At 70.0% G+C, this 26,043-nt stretch carries 24 protein-coding genes; 5 read left to right on the forward strand and 19 right to left on the reverse strand.

Annotated elements, in window-relative coordinates; all coding sequences use genetic code 11:
- The first annotated feature begins 76 nt into the window (after nt 1–76).
- From glgX to glgB, 3 genes are read left to right on the forward strand one after another with little or no spacing between them, the layout of a single operon-like run.
- Entirely contained in the window at nt 77–2,233 is a 2,157-nt protein-coding gene (glgX, locus tag B7K21_RS03955) for a glycogen debranching protein GlgX (RefSeq protein WP_084073914.1), read from the forward strand.
- 52 nt (nt 2,234–2,285) lie between these two features.
- On the forward strand, nt 2,286–4,286 hold the full coding sequence (locus B7K21_RS03960) for an alpha-1,4-glucan--maltose-1-phosphate maltosyltransferase (protein ID WP_084073915.1): 2,001 nt from the start codon (nt 2,286–2,288) through the stop codon (nt 4,284–4,286).
- A 57-nt stretch (nt 4,287–4,343) separates the two neighbouring features.
- A complete protein-coding gene (glgB, locus tag B7K21_RS03965) occupies nt 4,344–6,509 on the forward strand; it encodes a 1,4-alpha-glucan branching protein GlgB (protein ID WP_084073916.1) in 2,166 nt (721 codons plus the stop codon).
- 28 nt (nt 6,510–6,537) lie between these two features.
- On the opposite strand, the gene B7K21_RS03970 is transcribed toward glgB, so the two are convergent.
- Genes B7K21_RS03970 through B7K21_RS03980 form a run of 3 tightly spaced genes read right to left on the reverse strand, consistent with a single transcriptional unit; the run spans nt 6,538 to nt 9,465 of the window.
- Nucleotides 6,538–7,467: a tetratricopeptide repeat protein gene (locus B7K21_RS03970; RefSeq protein WP_084073917.1), complete on the reverse strand. Its 930-nt coding sequence runs from the start codon at nt 7,465–7,467 to the stop codon at nt 6,538–6,540.
- Between the two features lie 25 nt (nt 7,468–7,492).
- Complete coding sequence (locus B7K21_RS03975; RefSeq protein WP_144016050.1) at nt 7,493–8,473, reverse strand: hypothetical protein; 981 nt, start codon at nt 8,471–8,473, stop codon at nt 7,493–7,495.
- The gene (locus B7K21_RS03980; protein WP_144016051.1) at nt 8,470–9,465 is read right to left on the reverse strand and encodes a hypothetical protein; all 996 of its coding nucleotides are present in this window, start codon (nt 9,463–9,465) and stop codon (nt 8,470–8,472) included. The genes B7K21_RS03975 and B7K21_RS03980 overlap by 4 nt, the downstream gene beginning before the upstream one ends.
- 160 nt (nt 9,466–9,625) lie before the next feature.
- Between B7K21_RS03980 and B7K21_RS03985 the strand changes: the two genes are divergently transcribed.
- Both B7K21_RS03985 and B7K21_RS03990 read left to right on the forward strand, forming a co-directional pair.
- Nucleotides 9,626–11,974, forward strand: coding sequence for a hypothetical protein (locus B7K21_RS03985; RefSeq protein ID WP_084073920.1), 2,349 nt, complete (start codon nt 9,626–9,628; stop codon nt 11,972–11,974).
- An 8-nt stretch (nt 11,975–11,982) separates the two neighbouring features.
- Nucleotides 11,983–12,384, forward strand: a complete 402-nt coding sequence (locus tag B7K21_RS03990; RefSeq protein WP_200806234.1) for a hypothetical protein — start codon at nt 11,983–11,985, stop codon at nt 12,382–12,384.
- A 20-nt stretch (nt 12,385–12,404) separates the two neighbouring features.
- Here B7K21_RS03990 and B7K21_RS03995 read toward each other — a convergent pair whose 3' ends face one another.
- From B7K21_RS03995 to B7K21_RS04070, 16 genes are all read right to left on the reverse strand, one after another.
- The gene (locus tag B7K21_RS03995) at nt 12,405–13,166 is read right to left on the reverse strand and encodes an alpha/beta fold hydrolase (RefSeq protein WP_159448405.1); all 762 of its coding nucleotides are present in this window, start codon (nt 13,164–13,166) and stop codon (nt 12,405–12,407) included.
- 50 nt (nt 13,167–13,216) lie between these two features.
- Nucleotides 13,217–13,984 (reverse strand): alpha/beta fold hydrolase, encoded by a 768-nt coding sequence (locus B7K21_RS04000; RefSeq protein WP_084073923.1) that lies wholly within the window; start codon nt 13,982–13,984, stop codon nt 13,217–13,219.
- Nucleotides 13,965–14,276 (reverse strand): hypothetical protein, encoded by a 312-nt coding sequence (locus B7K21_RS04005; protein ID WP_084073924.1) that lies wholly within the window; start codon nt 14,274–14,276, stop codon nt 13,965–13,967. Before B7K21_RS04005 ends, B7K21_RS04000 begins: the two co-directional genes overlap by 20 nt.
- Before the next feature lie 129 nt (nt 14,277–14,405).
- Nucleotides 14,406–15,854 carry a glycoside hydrolase family 1 protein gene (locus B7K21_RS04010; RefSeq protein ID WP_084073925.1) on the reverse strand — a complete coding sequence of 483 codons (1,449 nt, stop codon included), beginning with the start codon at nt 15,852–15,854 and terminating at the stop codon, nt 14,406–14,408.
- A gap of 69 nt (nt 15,855–15,923) precedes the next feature.
- Nucleotides 15,924–16,619: an endonuclease NucS gene (gene nucS / locus B7K21_RS04015; protein ID WP_084073926.1), complete on the reverse strand. Its 696-nt coding sequence runs from the start codon at nt 16,617–16,619 to the stop codon at nt 15,924–15,926.
- A gap of 6 nt (nt 16,620–16,625) precedes the next feature.
- Nucleotides 16,626–16,901 carry a F0F1 ATP synthase subunit epsilon gene (locus B7K21_RS04020; protein WP_084073927.1) on the reverse strand — a complete coding sequence of 92 codons (276 nt, stop codon included), beginning with the start codon at nt 16,899–16,901 and terminating at the stop codon, nt 16,626–16,628.
- 3 nt (nt 16,902–16,904) lie between these two features.
- A complete protein-coding gene (gene atpD / locus B7K21_RS04025) occupies nt 16,905–18,410 on the reverse strand; it encodes a F0F1 ATP synthase subunit beta (RefSeq protein WP_084073928.1) in 1,506 nt (501 codons plus the stop codon).
- Between the two features lie 17 nt (nt 18,411–18,427).
- Nucleotides 18,428–19,324: a F0F1 ATP synthase subunit gamma gene (locus B7K21_RS04030; RefSeq protein WP_084073929.1), complete on the reverse strand. Its 897-nt coding sequence runs from the start codon at nt 19,322–19,324 to the stop codon at nt 18,428–18,430.
- A 5-nt stretch (nt 19,325–19,329) separates the two neighbouring features.
- Nucleotides 19,330–20,964, reverse strand: coding sequence for a F0F1 ATP synthase subunit alpha (gene atpA, locus B7K21_RS04035; RefSeq protein ID WP_084073930.1), 1,635 nt, complete (start codon nt 20,962–20,964; stop codon nt 19,330–19,332).
- 52 nt (nt 20,965–21,016) lie between these two features.
- Complete coding sequence (locus B7K21_RS04040; protein ID WP_084073931.1) at nt 21,017–21,829, reverse strand: F0F1 ATP synthase subunit delta; 813 nt, start codon at nt 21,827–21,829, stop codon at nt 21,017–21,019.
- A 3-nt stretch (nt 21,830–21,832) separates the two neighbouring features.
- Nucleotides 21,833–22,390, reverse strand: coding sequence for a F0F1 ATP synthase subunit B (locus B7K21_RS04045; protein ID WP_200806235.1), 558 nt, complete (start codon nt 22,388–22,390; stop codon nt 21,833–21,835).
- Nucleotides 22,391–22,399: 9 nt separating this feature from the next.
- Nucleotides 22,400–22,627: an ATP synthase F0 subunit C gene (locus B7K21_RS04050; RefSeq protein WP_084073932.1), complete on the reverse strand. Its 228-nt coding sequence runs from the start codon at nt 22,625–22,627 to the stop codon at nt 22,400–22,402.
- Between the two features lie 36 nt (nt 22,628–22,663).
- Nucleotides 22,664–23,521 carry a F0F1 ATP synthase subunit A gene (gene atpB / locus B7K21_RS04055; RefSeq protein ID WP_084073933.1) on the reverse strand — a complete coding sequence of 286 codons (858 nt, stop codon included), beginning with the start codon at nt 23,519–23,521 and terminating at the stop codon, nt 22,664–22,666.
- 81 nt (nt 23,522–23,602) lie between these two features.
- Nucleotides 23,603–24,049 (reverse strand): hypothetical protein, encoded by a 447-nt coding sequence (locus B7K21_RS04060; RefSeq protein ID WP_084073934.1) that lies wholly within the window; start codon nt 24,047–24,049, stop codon nt 23,603–23,605.
- On the reverse strand, nt 24,046–25,383 hold the full coding sequence (locus tag B7K21_RS04065) for an MraY family glycosyltransferase (RefSeq protein WP_084073935.1): 1,338 nt from the start codon (nt 25,381–25,383) through the stop codon (nt 24,046–24,048). Before B7K21_RS04065 ends, B7K21_RS04060 begins: the two co-directional genes overlap by 4 nt.
- On the reverse strand, nt 25,380–26,036 hold the full coding sequence (locus B7K21_RS04070; RefSeq protein ID WP_084073936.1) for an L-threonylcarbamoyladenylate synthase: 657 nt from the start codon (nt 26,034–26,036) through the stop codon (nt 25,380–25,382). The genes B7K21_RS04065 and B7K21_RS04070 overlap by 4 nt, the downstream gene beginning before the upstream one ends.
- Nucleotides 26,037–26,043 lie beyond the last annotated feature (7 nt).

Below are 26,043 nucleotides of genomic sequence, written 5' to 3' on the forward strand. Positions count from 1 at the left end.
GTCCGAGGCGCCGCGCCGTCGGGCACGCGCGACACGGGCCAGGGGCGATCACTGCGAACGCGACGATAATGGGCGCATGAGCATCGTCCCCCCGCCTCACACCGCGCCGTCCCCGACGCCGCACCGCCTGGGAGTCCACCTCGTGGACGGCGGCGTCACCGTCGGCGTGATGGCTGCGCACGCGACCGCGCTGCACTTCTGCGTCTTCAACGCCGACGGCTCCGAGACTCGGTATCCGCTGCACGGGCCTCACCACGGACTGTGGCACGCGTACGTGCCCGGCATCGAACAGGGCGCGCACTACGGCTTCCGCGCGACCGGGCCGTGGCAGCCGCGCAAGGGTCACCGGTACAACCCGCACAAACTGCTGCTCGATCCCTATGGGCGTGGGGTCGAGGGGCGCCTCGCGCGGGCGAACGAGCCGGGCGGCAAGGCGCTGCTGTCCAACCGCACCGACGTGGATACGGCGCCCTTCATGCCGCGCTCGGTGGTGACCGCGCCGCCCTCGGGCGAATGGCAGACCCCGCTCCCGCATGTGCCGTTCGAGGACTCCGTCATCTACGAGGTGCACGTCAAGGGCTTCACCCAGACGATGCCGGGCGTGCCGGAGGAGCTGCGCGGCACGTATGCCGGGCTCGCGCACCCCGCCGCGGTGCAGTACCTCAAGGATCTGGGCGTCACCAGCGTCGAGCTGCTGCCCGTGCACGCGTTCGCCGACGAGCCGCACCTCGAGCGCGAGGGCCTCAGCAACTACTGGGGCTACTCGACGATGAGCTTCTTCGCGCCGCACGCCGCATACGCGACGGCGGCCGCACGCGAGGCCGGCGCGCAGGCCGTGCAGGACGAGTTCTGCGGCATGGTCGACCTGCTGCACCAGGCGGGCCTCGAGGTCATCCTGGACGTGGTCTACAACCACACCGCGGAAGGCGGCTGGGGCGACCGCGTGCTGAGCTGGCGGGGGCTCGACAACCTCACGTACTACCGCAACCAGCCCCACGCACCCCAGCACTACGACGACGTGACAGGCACGGGGAACACGCTCGACTTCGGCCACCCGCGCGTCACGCAGATGGCGCTCGACTCGTTGCGCTACTGGGTCACGGAGATGGGCGTGGACGGCTTCCGCTTCGACCTCGCCGCGACGCTGGGCCGGAACAGCAGCGGCTTCTCCCCGGACCACCCGTTCCTGGTGGGCCTCATCACCGACCCCGTGCTCGGCGGGGTGAAGCTCATCGCGGAGCCGTGGGACGTGGGGCTCGGCGGCTGGCAAGTCGGCAACTTCCCGCAGCCCTTCTCCGAGTGGAACGATCGCTTCCGCGACTACGCGCGCGCCTTCTGGCTCACCTCGGGCGTGGGGGCCCAGGGCCGACGCCATCACCCCACCGCACCCGAGCTCGCCACACGCCTGGCCGGCTCCTCAGACCTCTTCTCCCGCTCCGAACCGTGGGGCATGCGCGGCTGCATCGCCTCGATCAACTTCGTGACGGCTCACGACGGCTTCACCGCTCACGACCTCACCGCGTACAACCACAAGCACAACGAGGCCAACGGCGAGGACAACCGCGACGGCACCGACAACAACCGGTCGTACAACCACGGCGTCGAGGGTGAGACCGACGACCCCGAGGTGCTCGCGCTGCGCCGTCGCTCGATCCGCAACCTGCTCGGCACGACGCTGCTCGCCGCGGGCACCCCGATGCTGCTGGGCGGCGACGAGATCGGGCGCACGCAGCGCGGCAACAACAACGCCTACTGCCAGGACAACACGCTCAGCTGGTTCGACTGGGACCTGGAGCCGTGGCAGGAGGAACTGCGCCGCTCGATCGCGCACCTCATCCGGCTGCGCCTGGAAAACAGGGTGCTGCGCCCCCGCGGGTTCTACGACGGCATCGACCGCGACCCGACCGACGCCCTGTTCCGCATCGACTCGGCCTGGTTCCAGGCCGACGGCAGCCACGAGAACGAGGACTGGTGGGAGGACCCAGGCACCCGCACCGTCCAGTTCATGCGCTCGCTGTCGCAGGAAGGCGAGGCCGACGCGCTTGTCATCGTCAACGGGTCCCGCGCCGACGCGGAGATCACGATCCCGCAGGATGAGGGCCGGCCGTGGGTGCTCGCGTGGGACAGCGCCGCCGAGAGCGTCGACGACCTCGAAGACGACCTCGTCGCACCGGGCACGACGCTCACCGTGGAGCCCATGTCGCTGCGGCTGTACCTCTCCCGGCAGGCCTGAGCGCGCCGCGCGAGCGTTACCCTCGCAACGCGATCAGCGGTAGGTTCGGAACATGCCAGCAACAGGCGACCCGTCCATCGGACGCATCCCCGTGGTGGATGTCAGTCCGTCGCTCGAGGAGGGGCGCTGGAGCGCCCGCGCGGTGGTCGGCGAGGCCGTCCCCATCACCGCGACCGTGTTCATCGAGGGCCACGACTCGGTCGGCGCCACCGCGGTCATCACGCCCGAGTCGGGCAGGTCCCAGCGCCTCCCCATGCGCGAGGTCAACCACGGACTGGCGATCTTTGAGGCGACGTGGCTGCCCAAGGCCGAGGGGCGCTACACGTTCCGCGTCGAGGGCTGGGCCGACCCGTTCGGCACGTGGGCCGACGCCGCCGGCAAGAAGATCCCGGCAGGCGTGGACGTCTCGCTCATGCTCGAGGAGGGCGCCGCACTGCTGACGCGTGCGATGGCGGACAAGGCGCTCACTACGCGCCAGCGCGACATCCTCGCCCGGGCCGCCACGGCGCTCGCGCCCGGCGACCTCACCCCCTCCGAGGCGTACGCGGCCGCCACGTCCGACGCGGTGCTCGCCGTGCTCGACGCGCACCCGATCCGGGACGGCGTCTCGCCGTCCCGCGAGTACCCCATCGTCGTGCAGCGCGAACGCGCCCTGTACAGCGCGTGGTACGAGATCTTCCCCCGGTCCGAGGGGGCGCGGCAGGACAAGCGCACAGGCGAGTGGACGTCGGGCACGTTCCTCACCGCGTCCAAGCGGCTGCCCGCGATCGCCGAGATGGGCTTCGACGTCGTCTACCTCACGCCGATCCACCCCATCGGCATGACGCATCGCAAGGGGCGCAACAACTCGCTCCAGGCGGAGCCGGGAGATCCCGGAAGCCCCTACGCGATCGGCAGCGAGGCCGGCGGGCACGATGCCATCCATCCCGACCTGGGCACGATGCGCCAGTTCAAGAACTTCGTGAAGAAGGCCAACGACCTGGGCCTGGAGGTCGCGCTCGACGTGGCGCTCCAGTGCTCGCCCGACCACCCGTGGGTCAAGGAGCACCCCGAGTGGTTCAAGGTGCGCGCCGACGGCTCGATCGCGTACGCCGAGAACCCGCCCAAGAAGTACGAGGACATCCACCCCCTGTACTTCGACAACGATCCCGACGGGCTGCGAGAGGCGATCCGCGAGGTGCTGCAGGTGTGGATCGACGCGGGCGTGACGCTCTTCCGCGTCGACAACCCGCACACCAAGCCCCTGCCGTTCTGGGAGCGGCTGCTCGGCGACATCGCGCAGGACCACCCCGAGGTGATCTTCCTCTCCGAGGCCTTCACGCGCCCGCCGATGATGCACACGCTCGCGAAGGTCGGCTTCCACCAGAGCTACACGTACTTCACGTGGAGGCAGACCGCCGAGGAGCTGGGCGAGTACCTCGAGGAGGTCTCCGGCAACGGCTCGTTCTACATGCGGCCCAACTTCTGGCCCACCACGCACGACATCCTCACCCCCGACATGCAGGCGGGCGGCGCGCCCCTGTACAAGGCACGCGCGGTGCTCGCGGCCACGGGGTCGCCCAGCTACGGCATCTACACGGGCTACGAGTTCGTCGAGAACGTGCCCCGGCCGGGAGTCGAGGAGCAGATCGACAACGAGAAGTACGAGTACAAGCCGCGCGACTGGCACCACGCGGATGTGCACGGAATCGCCTCGCTGCTGACGACCCTGAACCGCACGCGCGCGGCCCACCCGGCGCTGCAGCGACTGCGCGGACTCACCGTGCACCCCACGAGCAACGAGCGCATCCTGTGCTTCACGCGCCACCTCGACGCGCACGAGTCACCCACCGGCAAGCCAGATACCGTCATCGTGATCGCGTCGCTCAACGCCCATGCCATCGAGTCCGGCGTCGTGACGCTGGACCTGGAGAAGCTCGGGCTCGACCCCGATGCCCGCATTCTCGTCGACGACGCCATCACCGGCGCCACCTACACGTGGGGCCGCGACTTCTACGTCCGACTCGACCCGGCCACGTCGCTCACGCACGTGGCCGCGGTGAGGCACGCATGACCATCGTCCACACGTCGACCGCGGGGCGCCCACGCCCCGCGCCGAGGGGAGCGCACCATGCCTAAGGGCCACGACAAGGACCTGCTGCTCGCGATCGCGCACGGAAGCCACCACGACCCGCACGCGCTCCTGGGACCCCACGTCAGCGACGAGGGCGTCACCGTGCGCGTGCTGCGCCCGCTCGCGACGAGCGTGAGCGTCGAGACGCTCGAAGGCACGTTCGAGGCGGCGCATGAGCTGGAGGGCGTGTGGGTCGTGACGCTCCCCGGCACCGAGCCGCCCGACTACCGGGTGCACGTCGCGTACGACGGCGAACCCCAGCGCCAGGACGATCCCTACCGGTTCCTTCCCACGGTGGGCGAGCTCGACCAGCACCTCATCCGCGAGGGGCGCCACGAGCGCCTGTGGGACGTGCTCGGAGCGAACGTGCGCACGTTCCCCTCGGTGCTGGGCGACGTACACGGCACGTCGTTCGCGGTGTGGGCGCCCAATGCGCGCGCGGTGCGCGTCGTCGGCACCTTCAACCACTGGCAGGGACGCCACCACGCGATGCGCTCGCTCGGGTCCTCCGGCCTGTGGGAGCTGTTCATCCCCGACGTGGGCGACGGCGCGGCCTACAAGTTCGAGATCCTGGGCCGCGACGGCCAGTGGCGCCAGAAGGCCGATCCCATGGCACGCCGCACCGAGGTGCCGCCGCAGACCGCCTCCATCGTCACGTCGAGCGAGTACGCGTGGGACGACAGCACCTGGATGGCCGCACGCGCCTCCTCGGAGCCGCACCGCTCGGCCATGAGCGTGTACGAGGTGCACCTGGGCTCGTGGAAGCAGGGCCTCGGCTATCGCGAGCTCGCGGAGGAGCTCGTCGCGTACGTGACCGAGATGGGATTCACGCACGTCGAGATGATGCCCGTCATGGAGCACCCGTTCGGCGGCTCGTGGGGCTACCAGGTCTCCGGCTACTACGCGCCCTCGGCCAGGTTCGGCTCACCGGATGACCTCCGCTACCTCATCGACCGGCTGCACCAGGCCGGCATCGGCGTGCTGCTCGACTGGGTGCCCGGCCACTTCCCCAAGGACGAGTGGGCGCTCGGGCGCTTCGACGGCACTCCCCTGTACGAGCACCCTGACCCGCTGCGCGGCGAGCAGCCCGAGTGGGGCACGTACATCTTCGACTACGGCCGTGCCGAGGTGCGCAACTTCCTCGTCGCGAACGCGCTCTACTGGCTGACCGAGTTCCACGCCGACGGCCTGCGCGTCGATGCCGTCGCCTCGATGCTGTACCTCGACTACTCGCGCCAGGCGGGGCAATGGCGACCCAACGTCCACGGCGGGCGCGAGAACCTCGACGCGATCACATTCCTGCAGGAGACGAACGCCACCTGCTACAGGACCGCGCCCGGCATCGTCATGGTCGCCGAGGAGTCCACCGCATGGCCCGGCGTCACGGCCCCGACGAACCAGGGCGGGCTCGGCTTCGGGCTCAAATGGAACATGGGCTGGATGAACGACACCCTCCGCTACATCTCCGAGGCGCCGGTGCATCGCTCGTACCACCACCACACCCTCACGTTCTCACTCATGTACGCGTTCTCGGAGCACTTCACACTCCCCCTCAGCCACGACGAGGTCGTGCATGGCAAGGGATCGATCTACGGACGCATGCCCGGCGACCACTGGCAGCGCGCCGCGGGCGTGCGCGCCCTGTACGCATACCAGTGGACCCACCCCGGCAAGCAGCTGCTGTTCATGGGCCAGGAGTTCGGACAGTCCGCCGAGTGGTCAGAGGGACGCTCGCTCGACTGGTGGCACCTCGACGACGAGATGCACCGCGGCATCAAGGACATGCTGCGCGATCTCAACGCGCTGTACCGGGCCACCCCCGCGCTGTGGCAGCGCGACAGCGAGCCCGCGGGCTTCCAGTGGATCGACGCCGACGACGCCGATCACAACGTCCTGTCCTTCCTCCGCTTCGACGACGCGGGCTCACCGGTCGCGGTGATCATCAACTTCGCGGGCGTGCCGCACGAGGGCTACCGCCTCGGCCTGCCCCGCGGCGGCGCGTGGGACGAGGTCCTCAACACCGACGCCGAGGCTTACGGCGGTTCGGGCGTGGGCAACCTCGGACGCGTGGAGACGCAGAGCGTGAGCCACCGCGGCTGGCAGCATTGCGCGGACATCCGCGTGCCGCCTCTCGGCGCGGTGATCCTCAAGCCCGCGTCCTGACGGCAGCGCGCCCGACGCGGCGCGCGCGTCAGTACAGCAGCGCGGCGAGCGAGCGGCGCGCCTGGATTACTCGAGGATCCTCCGCGCCCACCACGTCGAACAGCTCGACCAGGCGCGTGCGCACGGCCTCGCGGTCGTCACCGAACACCGTCGCTCCCACCTCGACCAGGCGCGCGAACGCGTCCTCGATCTGGCCGCCCAACACATCCAGGTCCGCGACCGCAAGCTGTGCCGCGACGTCACCGGGCGCGTCGGCCGCGGCCGTGCGGACCGCCTGCGGGTCGACCGCGGCAGTGCGCCCCATCAGGAGCACTTGGGCGCGCCCAGCGCGCGCGTCGGCGTCTTTCGGGTTCTCCTTGAGCGCCTGCTCGTACGCCGCGACCGCGGCATCCATGTCCCCGCGCTCGATCGCGTCGTAGGCCTCCTGGTGCAGCGGCGGCAGCGGCTCGGGCGCCGGCTCGGCCTCCCCTTGCGCGCCATCTGCGGGAGCCGCGCCGGCGACGTCCAACCCTGCCTGGCGTGCGACGTCCGACACCTGCGTGAACACGTCGCGCAGCTGCTCCTCAGAGGCACTGCCCTGGAACAGCGGCGCAGGCCTCGCGCCGATCAGGGCCATCGCCGCGGGCACCGCCTGAATCTGGAACGCCTGCGCGATTCCCTGCTCGGCATCCACGTCGCACCGCGCGGCCACCAGGCCGAACTCCGGGGCGAGGCGTGCCACGAGGTCCGCAAGCGCGTCGCTCGCGGGCGCCTGCGCGGACGTGAAGACGATCACGATCGGCGTGCGCATCGACTGCTCCGCGAGCGACTGCAGGGACGCCTCCGTCACCTGGATCGACGCGGGAGCGCCGCTCGCAGCGCGCTCCTGCGCCGCCTTCTCGTTCTCACGGGCGCGCGCGAGCGCGCCCAGGTCGACGGCGCCGCGCAGCGCCGCATCGGGCAGATGGCCCTGTGTCATCTCTCCTCCGTGGGGATCGTCAGCGTCAGCCCGCGGACACCTTGACGAGGCGGTGGTCCGCAGCGACGACGGTCGGCAGCGCTTCGCTGCCGGTCGGTGGGATGTGCATCACAAGGAAGTCAGCGTAGGTGTGCGTGACCTTGTCGTCGAACTCGCCGCTCGCGAGCGGCTTGTCGCCGTCGGGCACCGACACCGTGGCGTCCTTTACGGTGAACGCCGAGCTCACCGTGAGCGGGGCGAACACGAGCGCACCGCCCTCGGCGGTGGCGATCGCGTACGTCGAATCGAAGCTCGGGTTGAACGTGTCGACGTACGAGCCGTCGGCCTCCTTGGCCTGCTTCGACAGCGCGTCGCGCGCAGCGAAGAGTCGGTCGCGGTACGTGTCCTCGCCGAAGTCGCCCGCGAACTCGTCCTCCGGTCCACCGCGGAGCAGCTCCAGGTAGTTCTCGATCGCGGTCTGCGGCGGCGGCTCGACCGCGTCCGAGTCGAGCGCGAGCGCGGTCACGCCCGTGGTCTCGCCCGGCATGGCCGGCAGCGTGGCGCCGGGCACCATGTGCGCCCATCCCCGCAGCTGGTAGTCCGCGAACACCGAATCCTGCACCCACATCAGCACGACCGGCGTGAGATCGTCCTCGGGCTGCGCGGTGACCATCACGAGCACGCGCGGCCAGTCGTCGCCGCCAGGGGCGTAGGTCGCCTGCATCTCGGAGGGGATGTCGGTGAGGGCGATCTCACCGTTCGCCTTCCTGAGCTTGTACTCAGCCTCTCGCGTGGCCTTGACCTGTCCACCGACGCGGTCGGTGAGGAGCGCGGCGTCAAGCGCCGCGTCGGCTGCGTCGAGCTCGGCGAACGTGTCCTCGATGATGAAGTCCGCCTGCGACTGGATCACGGCCGCCTGCAGTTCCATCTCGCCAGCGGTCACGGGCTCGGGAACCTCGGGGGTGCACGCCGCGAGCGCGAGCACCCCTGCCGCTGCCAGGGCGGCGCCGGTGAACATGCGTCTCATCGTCCGCCCTCCTCGTCCTCGGTGCGCGGTGCGTACGGGTCGACCGCCTCCCCGGCAGCGGCCTCGTCCTCGTCCGCGTCGGAGCCGTCCCCTGCGTCGGGCTCGTCCATGGCTTCGCCCTCCGGACCATCCTTGGCCGCCTCGGCGTCGGCGTCCGCGCCAGGAGCGACCGCTGCGTCGGGCTCGTCCGGGAGGTCCACGGCCGGCACGGCGGCGCCCTCCATGCGGCGCGCGCGGCGCGAGCCGGGCTTGGCGCCCGAGTCTCCCGTGCCGATGCGCTGGCGGTGCGCGAGCCACTCCTCGCCGCGCGCCTGCAGCGGGCGCACATCGATCAGCAGAAGCAGCAGCGCTACGAGGCCTACCGCGCTGAGGATCGCGCCCCACACGATGAGCGGCATCACCCACGCGTCGTTGATGTCCCGGTCGAGGCGCAGCTCAGCGGAGGTCAGGGGTGAACCGTCGGCGCTCACCACGACGAGGTCGAGGCCCACGGGCACCTGCGCGGCACCGACAGAGACGCGGCCGTGGCCCGTCCAGTTGTCGCGCCACAGGTCGTCCGACGTATCGAGCAGCTGCTCGAACTCCTCGCCCTCGGGCTCGGCTGACGCCGACGGCTCGGGCGAGGGATCCGCTGACGGTGACGGGGACGCGGTGGGAGACGGCTCCGGCGCGGGCTCCGCGACGTCCGTCGTCAGCTCCTCCCAGGTAGGCAGTCCCGTGAGGTACGTGGACTCCTTGTCGTCGAGCCACGCGTCGAGGTCGGAGGGTCGCGCGGTGAACGCCTCGAGGGTGCCCGAGCCGTCCACAGCGACTCGCCCGTCGGACTCCAGCGCGAAGGCGACCATATCCGCCGGGACCACCACCACAGCGGTGTCCACCTGCGCGACCGCCTCGACGGTGTCCTCCGGACGCTGCGCCTGCGCAACCAACCCGACGATCAGCACCACGATGCCGAGCGCCCCGGCGACGAGCGCCATCGTCCTCAATCTCACGTCTGTCCTCCCTGCAATCTGTAGAACACTGTAGGAGACAACGCGCGAGCGACGCACCTCGTCACTTTGTCCGCGATGTCGGAGCCCACTACCCTGGGGGTCGAGCCTCGATCCCACCCCCACGGTCGCGGGCTCGCCCGCACGCCTCGAAGGAGACCCCATGGCCGACGAAAACCTCCCCTTCCCGATCACGATGCGAGGCTTCGATCGCGAAGCGGTCGCCGCCCACATCGCTCGGCTCGAGGATGAGGTCGCGCAGGCACGCAAGCAGGCCGACGCGGCGAAGACCGAGGCGACGAGCGCGGCCAAGGCGGCAGAGGACGCCTCGCGCCAGCTCCGCGAGGCCGAGCAGCCGACCTACAAGGGGCTCGGCGCGCGCGTCGAGCAGTTGCTGCGCTCGGCCGAGGAGCAGTCTTCGGACGTCGTGGCGCGCGCGAACACGCACGCGCAGGACACCGTGGCACGCGCCACCGTCGCCGCTCAGCAGATCCGAGCGCGCGCAGACAATGAGGTCGCCGAGATCCTGGCCCAGAGCCGCCGCGAGGCCGACGAGGTCCGCACCCAGGCCGAGCACGACGCGGGAAGCACCCGCGAGGCCGCCGAACGCCACGCCGGGGAGATCGCCGAACGCGCCCGCCGCGAGGCCGAGCGCATCACGTCCGAGGCCGAGAGCCTCGCCGCCGAGCGCAAGGCCGGCGTGGACCGCGAGTTGCACACGCTCCGCGCCACCGTGGAGCGCGAGGTCACCGAGCTGCGCGTCACGAGCCAGCGCGAGGCGACCGAGCTCGTCGAGTCCGCCCGTGCCGAGGCCGAGACGACGCGCACCGAGGCCGCCGAGCAGTCGAAGGCGCTGCGCGACGAGGCCGAGTCCATCCTCGAGGCCGCGCGCGCCGAGCGAAGCCGCCACGAGACGGAGATCGCCGAACTGCGCGCGACCGCCGACGCTGAGATCGCCGACGTCCGCAACTCCGCCGACAACGAGGCCGCCGCGCTGCGCGCCGAGGGTCAGTCGACGCTGCGCGCCGCGAACGAGGAGGCGGCTCGCCTGCGCTCCACCGTGGAGGCGGAACTCGGAGCACAGCGCGAGGCCGCGGACCGCGAGATCGCTGCCGCCCGCACCGAGGCTGACGCGTACGGCAAGGAGACGCGGTCCGAGGCGGACGCCTACGCGCGTGAGTCCCGTGATGCCCTCAACGCGGAGATCGCGGCGGTGCGCGAGGAGGCGGACGCCTACGCCAAGGCGACGCGCTCCGAAGCGGACGTGTACGCCCGCGAGACGCGCGAGGAGCTCGAGGCGGAGCTCGCCTCGCGCCGCGCGGAGACCGACGAGTACGACCGCACCACGCGCGCCGAGGCCGACGAGTACCGCAAGGCGACGACGGCCGAGGCCGACGAGTACCGCGCGACGACGGCCGCCGAGGCCGACCGCTACAAGGCGGACACGCTCAGTGCCGCGAACGAGCAGGCCGCCGCGATCGCCAAGGAGGCGGACCAGTACCGCGCGACCACTGTCGCGGACGTGGACCGCTACGCCGAGGAGACCTCGGCCGCCGCAGACGCCTACATGCGCGACACCCGCGCAGGTGCCGACCGCTACTCGCAGCAGGCCCGCCAGGAGGCAGACGCCTACGCCGACCGCGTGCGCACTGAGGCTACCGCAGCGGCGAACGAGATCGCCGCGCAGGCGCAGACCTACGACCGCGAGACCCGTGCCGCAGCCGACCAGCACGACGTGCAGACGCGCGCGGCCGCAGACTCCGCTCTCGAGGCCGCCGAGGAGTCGGCAGCCCAGACCGTCGCCGCCGCAGAGGCACAGGCGCGCACGATCGTCACGTCCGCGACCAACGAGGCGAACACTCTCAAGGCCAAGAGCGAGGAGGAGTCGGCGGCGGCCCTCTCCGCCGCGCGCGCCGAGGCGAAGCGCCTGGTCGACGCCGCCACCGCCGAGACCTCGCAGCTGCGCTCCGAGGCGCACGCCGACGCCGAGTCGGCACGTGAAGAGGCACGCCGCACCCGCGAGGACCTGCAGCTCGAGATCGTCCAGCGTCGCGAGGCCAGCGAGCAGGAGCTCAACCGCCTCCACGAGGAGGCCAAGGCCGAGACCCAGGCGATGGTCAATGAGGCACGGGTCCGTGCGGACGAGGCTGAGCAGCGTCTCAGCGCCGCCATCGAGCGCGCCGAGGTTGTGCGACGCGAGGCCGAAGCGCACGCGCAGACGCTGCTCACCAACGCCCGCAACAACGCCGACGAGATCGTCACCGACGCGCGTGAGCACGCCGAGACGATCATCTCCGAGGCCGTCTCCGACTCCGAGCGCGAGCGCACCATGGCCGCACGTGAGGTCGAGGAGCTCAACCGTCAGCGCGAGTCGATCACCGGCTACCTCGACGACCTGCGCAACCTGCTCGGCGCCGACCCCGTGTCCAACCTCGCGGCCGCGCAGCGCCTCGCCGCCGAGCACGACGCCGAGGAGGCCGCTGCGGCCGCCGCCGCGTCCGAGGAGTCCTGACTCCCGCCGTGGACGAGGATCCCCGGCTCGCACGCGCCGCAGCGATGGACCGCGCTCGCGCGCACGAGTCAGCGCGTGCAGGCCGGATGATCCAGGACTTCGTGCGGGCGGCCGGCGAGGCCGGCATCCCCGCCGAGCCCCTCGTGGCGCGCGGCTACGACGGCCGCGGCCTGTACCGCACCAACGTCCAGGGGTGGTATCTCAAGCGCGACCGCAGCGTCGCCGCGGGCACCGACGGCGAGTTCTACGTGATGTCCGTCCAGGGGGGACTCACCGCGCGACTGCGTGGGGCGCAGCTCGAGCCGTCGGATCCGCCGCTCGAGCTCGGTCGCGGGGGACGCGACGGAGAATCGCTCCCCCTCGATGAGGCGATCGCGAAGCGGCTCGCAGGCGGAGCCACCTGGGGCTGACGTCCCTCGACCCTGCGCGTTCAGAGGTCGAACAGTGGGGCCAGCAGCCTCGCGACCTCGCCCGGCGCCTCGAACGCAGCGAGGTGGCCCACGCCGTCGAGGATGACGGGCTCGGTTCCCAACGCCTGCGCCATCGCGGCCAGGTCGCCTTCCGGGACGAGCGCGTCGAGCGCGCCCCCGATGACGACGGCGGGCACCTCGACGTTCGCGAGCGCGCCGGTGCGCTCGGGCCGCGCCGCCATCGCTCGCTGTCCCCAAGCAATTCCGTCGCCCGAGTGCTGCCCGATGTTGTCCGCGATGTCCTGCACGAGCGCCTCGCGTGCCTTGCCCTGCGTGCCGATCAGTCCCTCGGCCATTGCGCGCGGGTCCGGGGCACCGTCAGCGCCGTCGAGCGCGGCAGCCGTCTCCAGCCGCTTCGCGCGCGCCTCCTCGGCGTCTGCCGTCGCCCGCGTAGCGATGAGTCCGAGCCCCGCCACCGCGTCGGGCTGGCGCTCCACGACCGCCATCGCGACGTAGCCGCCCATCGAGCAGCCGATCCAGGCGGCGGCGTCGTGACCTGTCGCCTCCCGCATCGCGGCGACGGCCGCGTCGGCGATGAGCTCGAGCGAGGGCTCCTCGTCCGGTAGGGGCATCTCGCCGATGCCAGGCATGTCGAACGAGATGACATCGCCGTGCACCGCGCCTGCGTCGGCGAGAGCCGCGAGCAGCGGCTCCCACTGTGCGCGGTCCACGGGGAAGGCGTTGAGGAGCACCACGGGGGTGCCGTCGGGGATCGAGGTCACGACCGGTCCTCTCCTGACGTTGGTGCGGCTGCCCGTCGGCAGCCGCGTCTCTATTGCACCACGGACGCCGGCACGTGCGTGGGCAGCGGCGCTCGGCGCGGCGCGACCCTTGCGACGATCTCGTCCAGGACGAGACGCACGTGCTTCTCCCCCACCCACAGGTGCTTGGCGTCCTCGACGGCGACCAGCTCCAGCTGCGTGAGCGGCGTGAAACGGTCGCGGGCCTCGTCGGGCTTCAGGAAGTCGTCGTGCTCGGGCACGAGCGCCGTCACGGGCTTGCCGGAGGCCGCCCAGTTCTCGAGGTCCTGCTCCTTCGCCCGGTGCAGGGGCGGCGACAGCAGGATCGCGCCACGCACGTCCTCCTCGGCACCGTGCATGAGCGTGACCTCGGTGCCGAAGCTCCAGCCCACGAGCCACGGCGTCGGAAGCCCCCGCTCCTTGACGTAGGCGACGGCGGCGCGCAGGTCGTGCGCCTCCCCCACGCCTCCCTCGAACTCACCCTCGGAGGTGCCGCGCGGCGAGGCTGTGCCGCGAGTATTGAAGCGCAGCACCGCGACATCCGCCAGATAGGGCAGGCGCCACGCGGCCTTGCGGTACACGTGGGAATCCATGAAGCCGCCGTGCGTTGGCAGCGGGTGCAGGGTCACGAGCACCGCCTCGACATTGCCCGAGGCGGGCAGCGCGAGCTCACCGACGAGCGTGAGCCCGTCCTCGGTGCGCAGCTCGATGTCCTCCCGGACAGCCGGCAGGACCGTCATCGAGCGGATCTCCGCGAGCTCCTCGCCTGTGCCATCCGTGTCAGCCACGCGACCTCCCATAGGTGTTCCAGCAGTGCGTATGCCAGTGCCTGCGCGCCGCGGCTGCGGCCTCGGCTCCGAACAGGCCATCGGCGGCCCACGCCACGAGGTGCGGCGTGGAGCCGTCGATCTCCTGGCTGCAGGCAGGGCACACGTACGTCTTGTCCGTGGGTCGAGGCACCGCGACGCGGTACTCCTCGCCGCCCGGACCGATCTCGCGCCGCGCGCCCACCGAGCCCGCGAGGCGCTCGACGTCCAGCTCGGCGTGAGGCTGGCCGTACGGGCGCTTCGAGGAACGGCGCTTCGAGGGCATGGTGACCAGTCTACGAAAGGGGGCAGACGCGTCGGGCGTGCATCGTCTCGTGCCGTTGCGAGCCGGGCGACCCACGCCTCCTCAGCAGCGCCGAGCAGTCCAACCGGGGCGCTGACGCCTCCCGCGCGCTCAGTACGTGCGCGCCGGAGTCTCCACCTCGACGTCCGCAGGAGCGATCTCGCGCGTGCGCAGGGTCTCGCGGTACCAGTACGCCGAGTCCTTCCAGGTCCGCACGAGCGTGTCGTAGTCCACGTGAACCATGCCGAAGCGCTTGGCGTACCCCTGCGCCCACTCGAAGTTGTCCATGAGCGACCAGGCCATGTAGCCGCGGACGTCCGCGCCCTCGTCGATCGCGTTCAGCACTGCCTGAAGGTGGCCGCGGAAATAGTCGATGCGGTCCTCATCGCGCACGCGACCGTCCGGCTCGAGCATGTCGTCCCACGCCGAGCCGTTCTCCGTCACGTAGATCGGCACACCGGTCTCGCGGTGGATCTTCAGCAGGTGCGCGGTGAGCGCGCTCGGGTCCACGTTCCAGCCCATCGCCGTGCGCTTGCCCAGCGGCGGCATGAACTCGATCTCCTCATCGCCGGGCCACGGGGAGTTCGCCCCCGCCTTGTGGCCGTCCGCCAGGGTGGCCACGTCCGACGCAGCGGCAGCCTTATGCGGGTTGTGACGCACGAGATGGCTCGCGTAGTAGTTCACGCCGAACCAGTCCACGGCGCCGTGCATCTCCGCGAGGTCACCCTCGTGCACGAATGACCAGTCGGTCAGGTGCGCGGTATTGGGCTTCAGCACCTCGGGGTACGTGCCGTGCGTGAAGGGCTCGTGGAACATCGTGTTCGCGAGCGCATCGATGTGTGCCGCCGCCCAGCGGTCCTTGGGGTTCGAGGGGTCCCACGGGCGAGGTGTGTGGCAGTTGTTGACGAGACCGATCTGGATCCCGTCGTTCACGCGCTTCATCGCGCGGTACGCGCGAGCGTGAGCGAGGTTGAGGTGATGCGCGGCGACGAGAGCCTCGACGTCATCGGCATGACCCGGCGCGTGCGCGCCGGCGCCGTAGCCCACGAACGAGCTCACCCACGGCTCATTGAAGGTGGTCCAGAACTCGACGTCGGCGCCGAACTCCTCGACCATGCGCGTCGCGTACACCACGAACGCGTCCACCGTGTCGCGGCTCAGCCAGCCGCCCTCGTCCTCGAGGGGCTGGGGCAGGTCCCAGTGGTAGAGCGTCACGAGCGGACGGATGCCCTTGTCCTTGAGGCGCTCGATGATGCCACGGTAGAAGTCGATGCCCTCCTGGTTGAAGTCGCCGGTGCCGAGCGGCTGTACGCGCGGCCACGCGATCGAGAAGCGATACGCCTGGAGGCCGAGGTCGGCCATCATGTCGATGTCGCCCTCCCATCGGTGGAAGTGGTCGCAAGCGACGTCGCCAGTGTCACCGCCGACGACCTTGCCGGGGGTGTGCGAGAACGTGTCCCAGATGGAGACGCCGCGACCGCCCTCGGTCGCGCCGCCCTCGATCTGGTAGGACGCCGTGGCGGCGCCGAGCAGGAACGTGTCAGGGAAGCGTGAAGTCATGGGAACGAGTGTACCGAAACGTTTCGATACGCACGACCCCAAGGGCCGGCGCACGGACGTGCTGGAGTGTCAGAACAGGCGCGAGGAGAGGTCCTCGGACCCGCGCATCGCCTCGTAGTCGAGCACGACGCAGCGAATCCCGCGGTCCTCGGCGAGCACGCGCGCCTGCGGCTTGATCTCCTGCGCGGCGAAGACGCCCTGCACAGGAGCGAGCAGCGGGTCGCGGTTCAGGAGCTCGAGATACCGAGTGAGCTGCTCGACTCCGTCGATCTCTCCCCTGCGCTTGATCTCGACGGCGACGGAGCCGCCAGCGCCGTCGCGGGCCATGATGTCCACGGGACCGATCGCGGTCGGGAACTCACGGCGCACCAGCGTGTATCCCTGGCCCAGCAGCGACACCTGGTCGGCCAGGAGCTCCTGGAGGTGTGCCTCCACGCCGTCCTTGATCAGCCCGGGGTCGACGCCCAGCTCATGCTCGGTGTCGGAGATCACCTCGTGAAGGTCGATCTCGAGGCGGTCGTCCGACTTCTGGTGCTGCACGACCCAGACGGATGCGACGCCGCGCTCGACGGCCTCGGGCTCTGGCGGGAGCTCACGCATGGTGCACGGAGGGCTCATCCAGTTCAGCGGCTTGTACGAGCCTCCGTCGGAATGAAGCAGGACCGACCCATCGGCCTTCACCATAATCGCGCGCGTCGCGAGCGGCAGATGAGCGCTGAGCCTGCCCGTGTACCGGGCGGCGCAGCGGGCGATGACGACCCGCATCCGGGGCTACTCGTACGCAGCGAGGCCCGACCCGGCGTCGGCGACGATCGTCACCTTGTCCTGATCGAACGAAAGGAAGCCGCCCTCGATCGCGACCTCGGTGCGGGCACCGTCCTCGCCGACGACCGCGACCGAGCCCGCACGGAGCACTGCGAGCACCGGCTCATGCTGCGCGAGCAGGCCGATCGATCCCTCGACGGTGGGTGCGGACACCGACCGCGCCGTCCCGGACCAGAGAGTCTGGTCCGGGGCGACGATGTCGACCGTGATGGTGGCAGCCATGAGCTAGCCGATCTCCTTCTGGATCCGGGCCCATGCCTTCTCTAGGTCCTCGAGACCACCGATGTTGAAGAACGCCTGCTCCGAGATGTGGTCGTACTGACCCTCGACGATGCCCTTGAACGCCTCGATGGTCTCGCTCAGCGGCACGGTCGAGCCGGGCACGCCGGTGAACTGCGTCGCCATGTAGGTGTTCTGCGACAGGAACTGCTGGATCTTGCGCGCACGGGCGACGATGATCTTGTCCTCCTCGGACAGCTCGTCGACACCGAGGATCGCGATGATGTCCTGCAGTTCCTTGTTGCGCTGGAGGATCGACTTGACCGCGTTCGCCACCTCGTAGTGGTCCTTGCCCACGTAGCGCGGGTCCAGGATGCGCGAGGTCGACGTCAGCGGGTCGACCGCAGGGTACAGACCCTTCGACGCGATCTCACGGCTCAGCTCGGTCGTCGCATCGAGGTGCGCGAACGTCGTGGCCGGCGCCGGGTCGGTGTAGTCGTCCGCGGGCACGTAGATCGCCTGTAGCGAGGTGATCGAGTGGCCGCGAGTCGAGGTGATGCGCTCCTGCAGCTGACCCATCTCGTCCGCGAGGTTCGGCTGGTAGCCCACGGCCGAGGGCATGCGGCCCAGCAGCGTCGACACCTCGGAACCCGCCTGCGTGAAGCGGAAGATGTTGTCGATGAACAGCAGCACGTCCTGCTTCTGCACGTCGCGGAAGTACTCCGCCATCGTGAGCGCGGACAGAGCGACGCGCAGACGCGTGCCCGGCGGCTCGTCCATCTGGCCGAAGACCAGCGCGGTCTGGTTGATGACGCCCGACTCGGTCATCTCCTCGATGAGATCGTTGCCCTCACGCGTGCGCTCGCCGACGCCGGCGAAGACCGAGACACCGTTGTGGTTGTTGGCGACGCGGTAGATCATCTCCTGGATGAGGACGGTCTTGCCGACGCCCGCACCACCGAAGAGGCCGATCTTTCCACCCTGCACATAGGGGGTGAGGAGGTCGATGACCTTGATGCCCGTCTCGAACATCTGAGTCTTGGACTCGAGCTGGTCGAAGGCCGGGGGCTTGCGGTGGATGGGCCAGGTCTCGCCGACCTCGACCGTCTCGCCCTCCTTGGCGTTCAGCACCTCGCCGGTCACGTTGAACACGTGGCCCTTGGTGACGTCGCCCACGGGCACCGAGATCGGCGCACCGGTGTCGGTCACGGTCGCGCCGCGCACCAGGCCATCGGTCGGCTTCAGCGCGATGGCGCGCACCATGTTGTCGCCGAGGTGCTGCGCGACCTCGAGGGTCATGCGCAGCACGGTCTCCGACTCGCCCTGGGTGGTCAGGTCGATCTCGGTCGTGAGCGCGTTGTAGATGTCAGGGATCGCGTCCGCGGGGAACTCGATGTCGACGACCGGGCCGATCACGCGCGCCACGCGGCCCGTGACGGGTCCGTGCGCGGCGGGGGTCGCCTCGTCGACCTCGTCCCCGACGGTCGAGGCGGTCTTCGCAGTGGGAGTCATTGCTCTCTCGCTTCCGGTCACGAGCTCGCCGCCAGCGCATCCGCGCCGGAGACGATCTCGCTGATTTCCTGGGTGATCTCTGCCTGACGCGCCGAGTTGGCGAGTCGGGTGTACTGACGGATGATGTCCTCCGCGTTCGTCACGGCGGTGTTCATCGCACGCTGGCGGTTCGCGAGCTCGGAGGCCGCCGCCTGCAGAAGACAGGTGAAGATGCGCGCGCGGATGTAGCGCGGGTACAGGGCGTCGAGCACCTCGTCGGCGCTCGGCTCGAAGTCGTACAGGGGTTCGATCTCGCCGGTCGACTCCTCGACGCCCTCCACGACCTCGATCGGGAGCATGCGGATGACCCACGGCTCCTGCGTGACCATGGAACGGAATCGCGTGTAGACCACGTGGATCTCCGAGACGCCGCCCTCCGCTGCGCCCTTGAGGAACGCCTCCGAGAGCGCATCGGCGATCTCGACTGCGCGTGCGAACTCGGGAGCGTCCGAGCCGTCGTCCCACGAGCCCGCGAGCTCACGGTGGCGGAACCGGTAGTACGACACCGCACGGCGCCCGGAGGCGTACTGGACGACCTCCTTGCCCTCGGCCTCGAGCCTCTCGCGCAGGCGCTCGGCCTCGCGCAGGACGTTGGCCGAGTACGCGCCCGCCATGCCGCGGTCCGCCGTGACGACGAGCATCGCGACTCGGTTGGTGTCAGGGCGCTCGGACGTGAGCGGGTGATCCGTATCCGAGTGATAGGCCACCGAGCTGATCGAACGCTGGATCGCACGGGTGTACGGAGCGGCCATGCCCACGCGCTCTCGAGCCTTCCCGATGCGCGACGCAGCGATCAGCTCCATCGCGCGGAAGATCTTCTTCAGCGATTGCGTGGACCGGATCCGCCCCCGGTACTCGCGCTGCTTGCCGCTCATCGTCCCTACTTCTTCTTCTTCGCGACGATCTGCTCCTGCTCGACATCCACGTCGCCGCCGCCCTCGATCGAGGCGGTCGTGCTGAGCTCCGTGCCCTCGGACTCGAGGAACGTCGAGAGGTAGTCATCGACGGCCGCAGCCAGCGCGGACTCGGTCTCGTCGGACAGCTGTCCCGTCGACGCGATGTCATCCAGCACCGAGGTGTCGCGGCGCAGGTGGTCGATCAGCTCACGCTCGAAGCGCAGCACGTCAGCGAGCGGGATCTTGTCGAGCTTGCCCTTGGTGCCGGCCCAGATCGACACGACCTGCTCCTCGACCGGGTACGGCGAGTACTGGGGCTGCTTGAGCAGCTCCATGAGGCGCGCACCACGGGTGAGCTGCTGACGCGAGGCCGCGTCGAGGTCGGAGGCGAACATCGCGAACGCCTCGAGCGAGCGGTACTGCGCCAGGTCGATCTTCAGGGTTCCGGAGACCTTCTTCATCGCCTTGACCTGCGCGGATCCACCGACGCGGGAAACCGAGATGCCCACGTCGATCGCGGGACGCTGGTTCGCGTTGAAGAGGTCCGACTGGAGGAAGATCTGGCCGTCGGTGATCGAGATCACGTTCGTCGGAATGTACGCCGAGACGTCGTTCGCCTTGGTCTCGATCACGGGCAGACCCGTCATCGAGCCCGCGCCCATCTCGTCCGACAGCTTGGCGCAACGCTCGAGCAGGCGGGAGTGCAGGTAGAAGACGTCGCCCGGGTACGCCTCGCGGCCCGGCGGCCGGCGCAGCAGCAGCGACACGGCGCGGTAGGCCTCGGCCTGCTTCGACAAGTCATCGAAGATGATCAGGACGTGCTTGCCGTCGTACATCCAGTGCTGGCCGATGGCCGAGCCGGTGTAGGGCGCGAGGTACTTGAAGCCTGCGGGGTCCGACGCGGGCGCTGCGACGATCGTCGTGTACTCGAGCGCGCCTGCCTCCTCGAGCGCGCCGCGCACCGAGGCGATGGTCGAGCCCTTCTGGCCGATCGCCACGTAGATGCAGCGCACCTGCTTGCTCGGGTCGCCCGACTCCCAGTTGGCCTTCTGGTTGATGATCGTGTCGATCGCGATCGCGGTCTTGCCGGTCTGGCGGTCGCCGATGATCAGCTGACGCTGGCCGCGGCCGATCGGGATCATGGCGTCGATCGACTTCAGGCCCGTCTGGAGCGGCTCGTGAACGGACTTGCGCTGCATGACGTCGGGCGCCTGCAGCTCGAGGGCGCGACGGCCCTCCGTCTCGATCTCGCCCAGACCGTCGATCGGGGTGCCCAGGGGGTCGACCACACGGCCCAGGTAGCCGTCGCCGACGGCGACCGACAGCACCTCACCGGTGCGCTGGACTCGCTGGCCCTCCTCGATGCCGGTGAACTCACCGAGCACGACGACGCCGATCTCGCGGACGTCGAGGTTCAGCGCGAGGCCGAGAGTTCCGTCCTCGAACCGCAGCAGCTCGTTCGCCATGCAGCCGGGGAGGCCCTCGACCTGCGCGATGCCGTCGCCCGCGAGGGTGACCGTGCCGACCTCGTCGGCGACGGCGCCCGTGGGCTCATACGACTTCACGTAGCTGTCGAGAGCAGCCCGGATCTCCTCGGGGCTGATCGTCACGTCGGTCATGACCTGTCTCCTGTCGAATCCGCGTTCACTGCGGAGGTTGTCGTGTCAGCGCCTAGCTGACGAGTCGTCGTCGTGCCTGGTCGAGGCGGGCGAGGACGGTGCCGTCCACGACCTCCGTCCCGACCTGAACCTTGATACCGCCGAGGACCTCGGGGTCCACGGCCACGTTGAGCTGGATCTGATGCCCGTAGGCGCCTTCGAGGATCGACTGCAGACGCGCGCGCTGCGCGGCGCTCAGCTCGACCGCCGCGACGACGGACGCGAGCCACCGCCCGCGTCGTTCTGCCGCAGCCTCGACGAGGTGCTTGATCGTCGTGATGAGTCGCTGACCGCGCACCTTCTCGACTGCCCGTCGCAGCAGGGCTTCGGTGAGCGTGTCGAGGCGTCCCTTGAGCAGGGCCTCGAGGAGCTGCACGCGGGCCTCGCGTGTCACGGACCTGTTGGAGAGCGCCACCAGGAGGTCACGGTCCCCCTCGAGGATGCGCTGCACGCGGAAGAGCTCCTCCTCGACGGTCTCGAGTCGTCCCGCAGAGTCGGCCGCGGCGAGCAGCGCCGCGACCCCCGCGTCCTCGATCGCGACCGCGAGGTCCTCCTCCTCGGACCAGCGATGCCCCACGAAGACCGTCACCCCGTCGACGACTCGCGAGTCGAGCGCGCCGAAGAGCTGACGCACCAGGCCGGCCTTGGCCTGCGCGTCCCGCGCAGGGTCGGTCAGGGCACGTCGCAGCGAACCGGATCCGTCGAGCGCGTCGACCACCGTGAAGAGGTCGCGCGCAAGTGACGCACCCTCGTCCCCGGCTGCGACGAGGACCGGGTCGATCTCCCGCAGCGACGCGTCTCGTGATGCCTGGCTCGTGCCTCGCATGTGCTAGCCCTTCGCCTTCACGTTCGACTCGAGATCGTCGAGGAACGTGTCGATGACGCGCTGCTGACGAGCGTCGTCGGCGAGCGACTCGCCCACGATCTTGGACGCGAGCTCGACCGCCAGCGTGCCGACCTCGCCGCGCAGGGCGACGATGGTCTGCTGGCGCTCGGCCTCGATCTGCCGAGCCGCGGTGTCCACGATGCGCTCGGCGTCGTTCGACGCCTTGGCGCGGGTCTCGGACAGGATCTGAGCCGCCTCGGCGCGTGCGTCCTCGCGGATGCGGGCCGCTTCGGCACGGGCCTCGGTGAGCTGCGCGGTGTACTCCTCCAGCGCAGCTGCGGCCTCGGCCTGTGCCTTCTCCGCCTTGGAGATGCCGCCCTCGATCAGCTCGGCGCGCTCGTCCAGGACCTTCTGCAGCTTGGGCAGAAGGTAGCGCTGGAAGGCCACCGCGATGACGACGAAGATGACGAACGACCACAGGATGTCGTACGGCGGGGGGATCACCGGGTTGTGTGATGCCCCCTCCTCCGCTGCCAGGGTGACTGCGTTGAGAATGCTCATGGGGATCGCTTAGAAGACGAAGCCGGCCACGAAGCCCAGGAGCGCGAGCACCTCGACGAACGCGACACCGATGAACATGGTGGTGCGCAGCTGGCCGGCGACCTCGGGCTGGCGTGCCATGCCCTCGACGGTCTTGCCGATCAGGATGCCCAGACCGATGCCGGGGCCCAGCGTGGCGAGGCCGTAACCGATGGTCGCGAGACCTGCAATGTCCAGTTCCACGATATTTCCTTCCATAGGTTCTGCGAGGCGCGTCGGCCCCGCACGTTCTGTTTAGTGCTCTTCCTCGACAGCCATGTTGAGGTAGACAGCCGAGAGCATGGTGAAGACGTACGCCTGCAGGAGCGCCACGAAGATCTCGAAGAGCGTGAACGCGAATCCTCCCGCGAGGGTGAGCGCGCCGGCGGCCTTGATGGCGCCGGTGGCCTCGAAGAAGAGGTACTGCGTGCCGGCGAAGGCGACGACGAGCAGCAGGTGCCCCGCGATCATGTTCGCGGTGAGTCGCAGCGCCAGGGTGAACGGGCGCAGGAAGAACACCTGCAGGAACTCGATGGGCGTGAGCAGGATGTAGATCGGCCACGGCACGCCTGGCGGGAACAGCGAGTTCTTGAGGTACTTGCCGAGCCCGTGCTGCTTCACGCCGACGGTGAGGTACATGACGTACACCCACAGCGCCATGATCAGCGGCAGACCGATGACCGAGGTGCCCGCGATGTTCAGCAGCGGGATCACGCCGGTGATGTTGAAGAACACGATGGCGACGAAGAGAGTCGTGAGCATCGGCACGAAGCGACGCGCGTGCTGCTTGCCCATCACCTCTTCCGCGATCTGGATGCGGACGAAGTCGAGGACGAGCTCGATGGCCGACTGGAAGCGCCCCGGCACGACGCGGGCGCGCGCCGCGACGATCGCGAACACGAGGATCATCGCGACCATCGCGATCACGCGCACGAGCGTGATCCGGTTGAACTCGAAGATGGTGCCGCCCCACAGCAGCGCCTCGGGGTAGAACTCCGCGATGGTGGGCGCGTGGAACCCGTCGGAACCGAACAGCCACTGGAAGAAGTTCTGGGAGGAGCCGTGCTCGTCTCCCGCCGCTTCAGCGGCCGCGGCTACCACGATGTGTCGCATCAGACTCCAGCATTGGTTGTCCTCGGTCGGTGGTCACGCGGGCGCGCCGAGGGGGGACGGTGAATCGGGTGAAAGCCTAGCCTATTCGTCCCTATGGTTCGAACGTTTCGTGGTGTAGGGGACGCGTCCACGGCTGAGCACGGCGACGTCGACCGCGAGCGTCACCAGGACACCCAGAACCACGAAGATCCCGAACAGCGGCCGCGGGAAGTCCGGGACCATGCTCAGCAGCACGAGACCCACCACGACGACGATCATCTTGCCGAGCCACGTACCCAGCAGGATAGCGGCCATGATGTCCGACCTGCGCGTGTGAGCGAGCTGCATCGCCCACGGCGTCAAGAGTCCCGCGAGGGCCGCGAGCGCGACGCCCGCGGGTGCAGCCCAGGCTCCCATGGCGCCATCGACCAGCCAGCCGACCACTGCGGCGACGACCGCGAGCACGCCGAGGGCGATCGCGCCCCACGTGAGCGCCTTGCGATAGACGGCCGACTCTGCGGACGGCTCGAGCGGCTCGCGTGCGGTCACGATTCCTCCTCCTGGGGCGCCTCGCCGGATGCGCCCGACGCGGTGGTCACCGTACCAGCGCCCGACGCGGTCGCGACCAGGTCCTCGGGTGCACCTTCGGGCTCCCCTGAAGCAGCGTCGGGCGTGTCCCCTGTGCGCGGGGAGGCGCCCTCGTAGGGCGGGTAGACGTCGGGATGGCGCCCCTCAGGCGTGAAGCGGCGCTGAAGCGGCGCAGCGGCACGCCCTGCCGCTTCCCAGGCCCGGGTGACCCCGCGCCGGAGGCCAGGCGAGAACGTGATCATGCCTGCGACGAGCACGCCGATGCAGATCACGGCGATCGCGGCCGGCGTCGAGAGGAACACGGTGGAGACGGTGCCGAACGACAGCACGAATGTCCACAGATACAGCGCGCCGACGGCCCAGCGGTGGCTGTGGCCCGCCCGCAGGAGCAGGTGATGCAGGTGGTGAGCGTCGGGCGAGAACGGCGACTTGCCCTTGAGCGTGCGACGGATCACGGCGGCGGCCATGTCTACGAGCGGCACGGCGACCACCATGAGCGGGAGCACGATCGGAATGAATGCCGGGATGCGCTCACGCGCCGAGACGACCGTCGGGTCGATCTGGCCGGTCACGATGATCGCGGCGCCGGCGATCGTGAGGCCCAGCACCATCGACCCGGAATCTCCCATGAAGATGCGTGCCGGATGCACGTTGTGCGGCAGGAAGCCCACGCACGCGCCCACGAGCGCCGCGAGGATCAGCGTCGCGAGCGACGAGTAGTCGCCCGGGCTGGCCGAACGCGACAGCACATACGTGTAGGTGAAGAACGCCAGCCCGCCGATCGCGATCATGCCGGCGGCGAGACCGTCGAGTCCATCGACGAAGTTGACCGCATTGATCGCGACCACGACCACGATGACCGTCGCCGCAAGCGACAGATACGAGCTGCCGATCGTCACGCCAGCGATCGGCACCGTGACGAGCTGCACCCCGCCCCACGCCATGATCAGCGCCGCGAGCACCTGACCCGCGAGCTTCGCCATCCAGTCGAGGTCCCAGATGTCGTCCGCCATGCCCAGGGCGCACACCAGGCCCGCGCCCGCGAGCAAGGCCCACGGCGCGGCGGACGCCGCGTAGACCGGCTCCAGGAACGGCACGACCGAGCCCACGAGGACCGCACCTGCGAGCCCCAGGAAGATCGCGACGCCCCCCAGCCGAGGCGTCGGGCGCGAATGCACGTCGCGCGCACGCACGGCGGTGACCGCGCCGACCTTGTACGCCAGGTGACGCATCGCCGGGGTCGACGCGTACGCGAGCAGCGCGGCGACCGCCAGCAGGGTCAGATAGACCTTCACCCGGGCTGCTCCGCGGGCGCGAGGGCGTCCTCGCCGACGATCTCCACGATGCGCGCGCGGGAGATGCCGCCGTCGCGGACGACCCGCAGCCTCTCCCCCGTCGCATCGACGATGGTCGAGGCGACCCCCAGCGGCGCGTCTCCCCCATCGAGGTAGACCGCCACGGCGTCGCCCAGCTGCTCCAGCGCGCCCGACGCAGTGGTCGCGGCGGGCTCGCCCGTCCGGTTCGCGCTGGTCACGGCGAGCGGCCCCGTGCGCCTGAGCAGCGCGAGCGCGGCCTCGTGGTCGGGCACCCTCAGCGCAACTGTGCCGTGCGTCTCGCCCAGGTCCCATGCGAGGGACGGCTGCGCGAGCACGATCACCGTCAGCGGGCCGGGCCAGCAGGCCTCCATGAGCGCACGCGCGCTCGCCGGGACGTCACGTCCCAGGCCGTCCACCGTGCGAATCTCGGGGATCAGGACCGGCGGCGGCATGTGGCGCCCTCGCCCCTTGGCCGCGAGCACCGCCGCGACGGCCTTCGGCTGGAACGCGTCCGCGCCCACGCCATAGACGGTGTCGGTCGGCAGCACGATGACCTCGCCGCGCTCCACCGCGTGCACGGCGGCGTCGATCGAGGGGCCCCACGAGGACGGATCGAGGCAGGGGTGGATCATGCCGCCA

Source organism: Demequina sp. NBRC 110052, from assembly GCF_002090075.1.
Classification (GTDB): domain Bacteria; phylum Actinomycetota; class Actinomycetes; order Actinomycetales; family Demequinaceae; genus Demequina.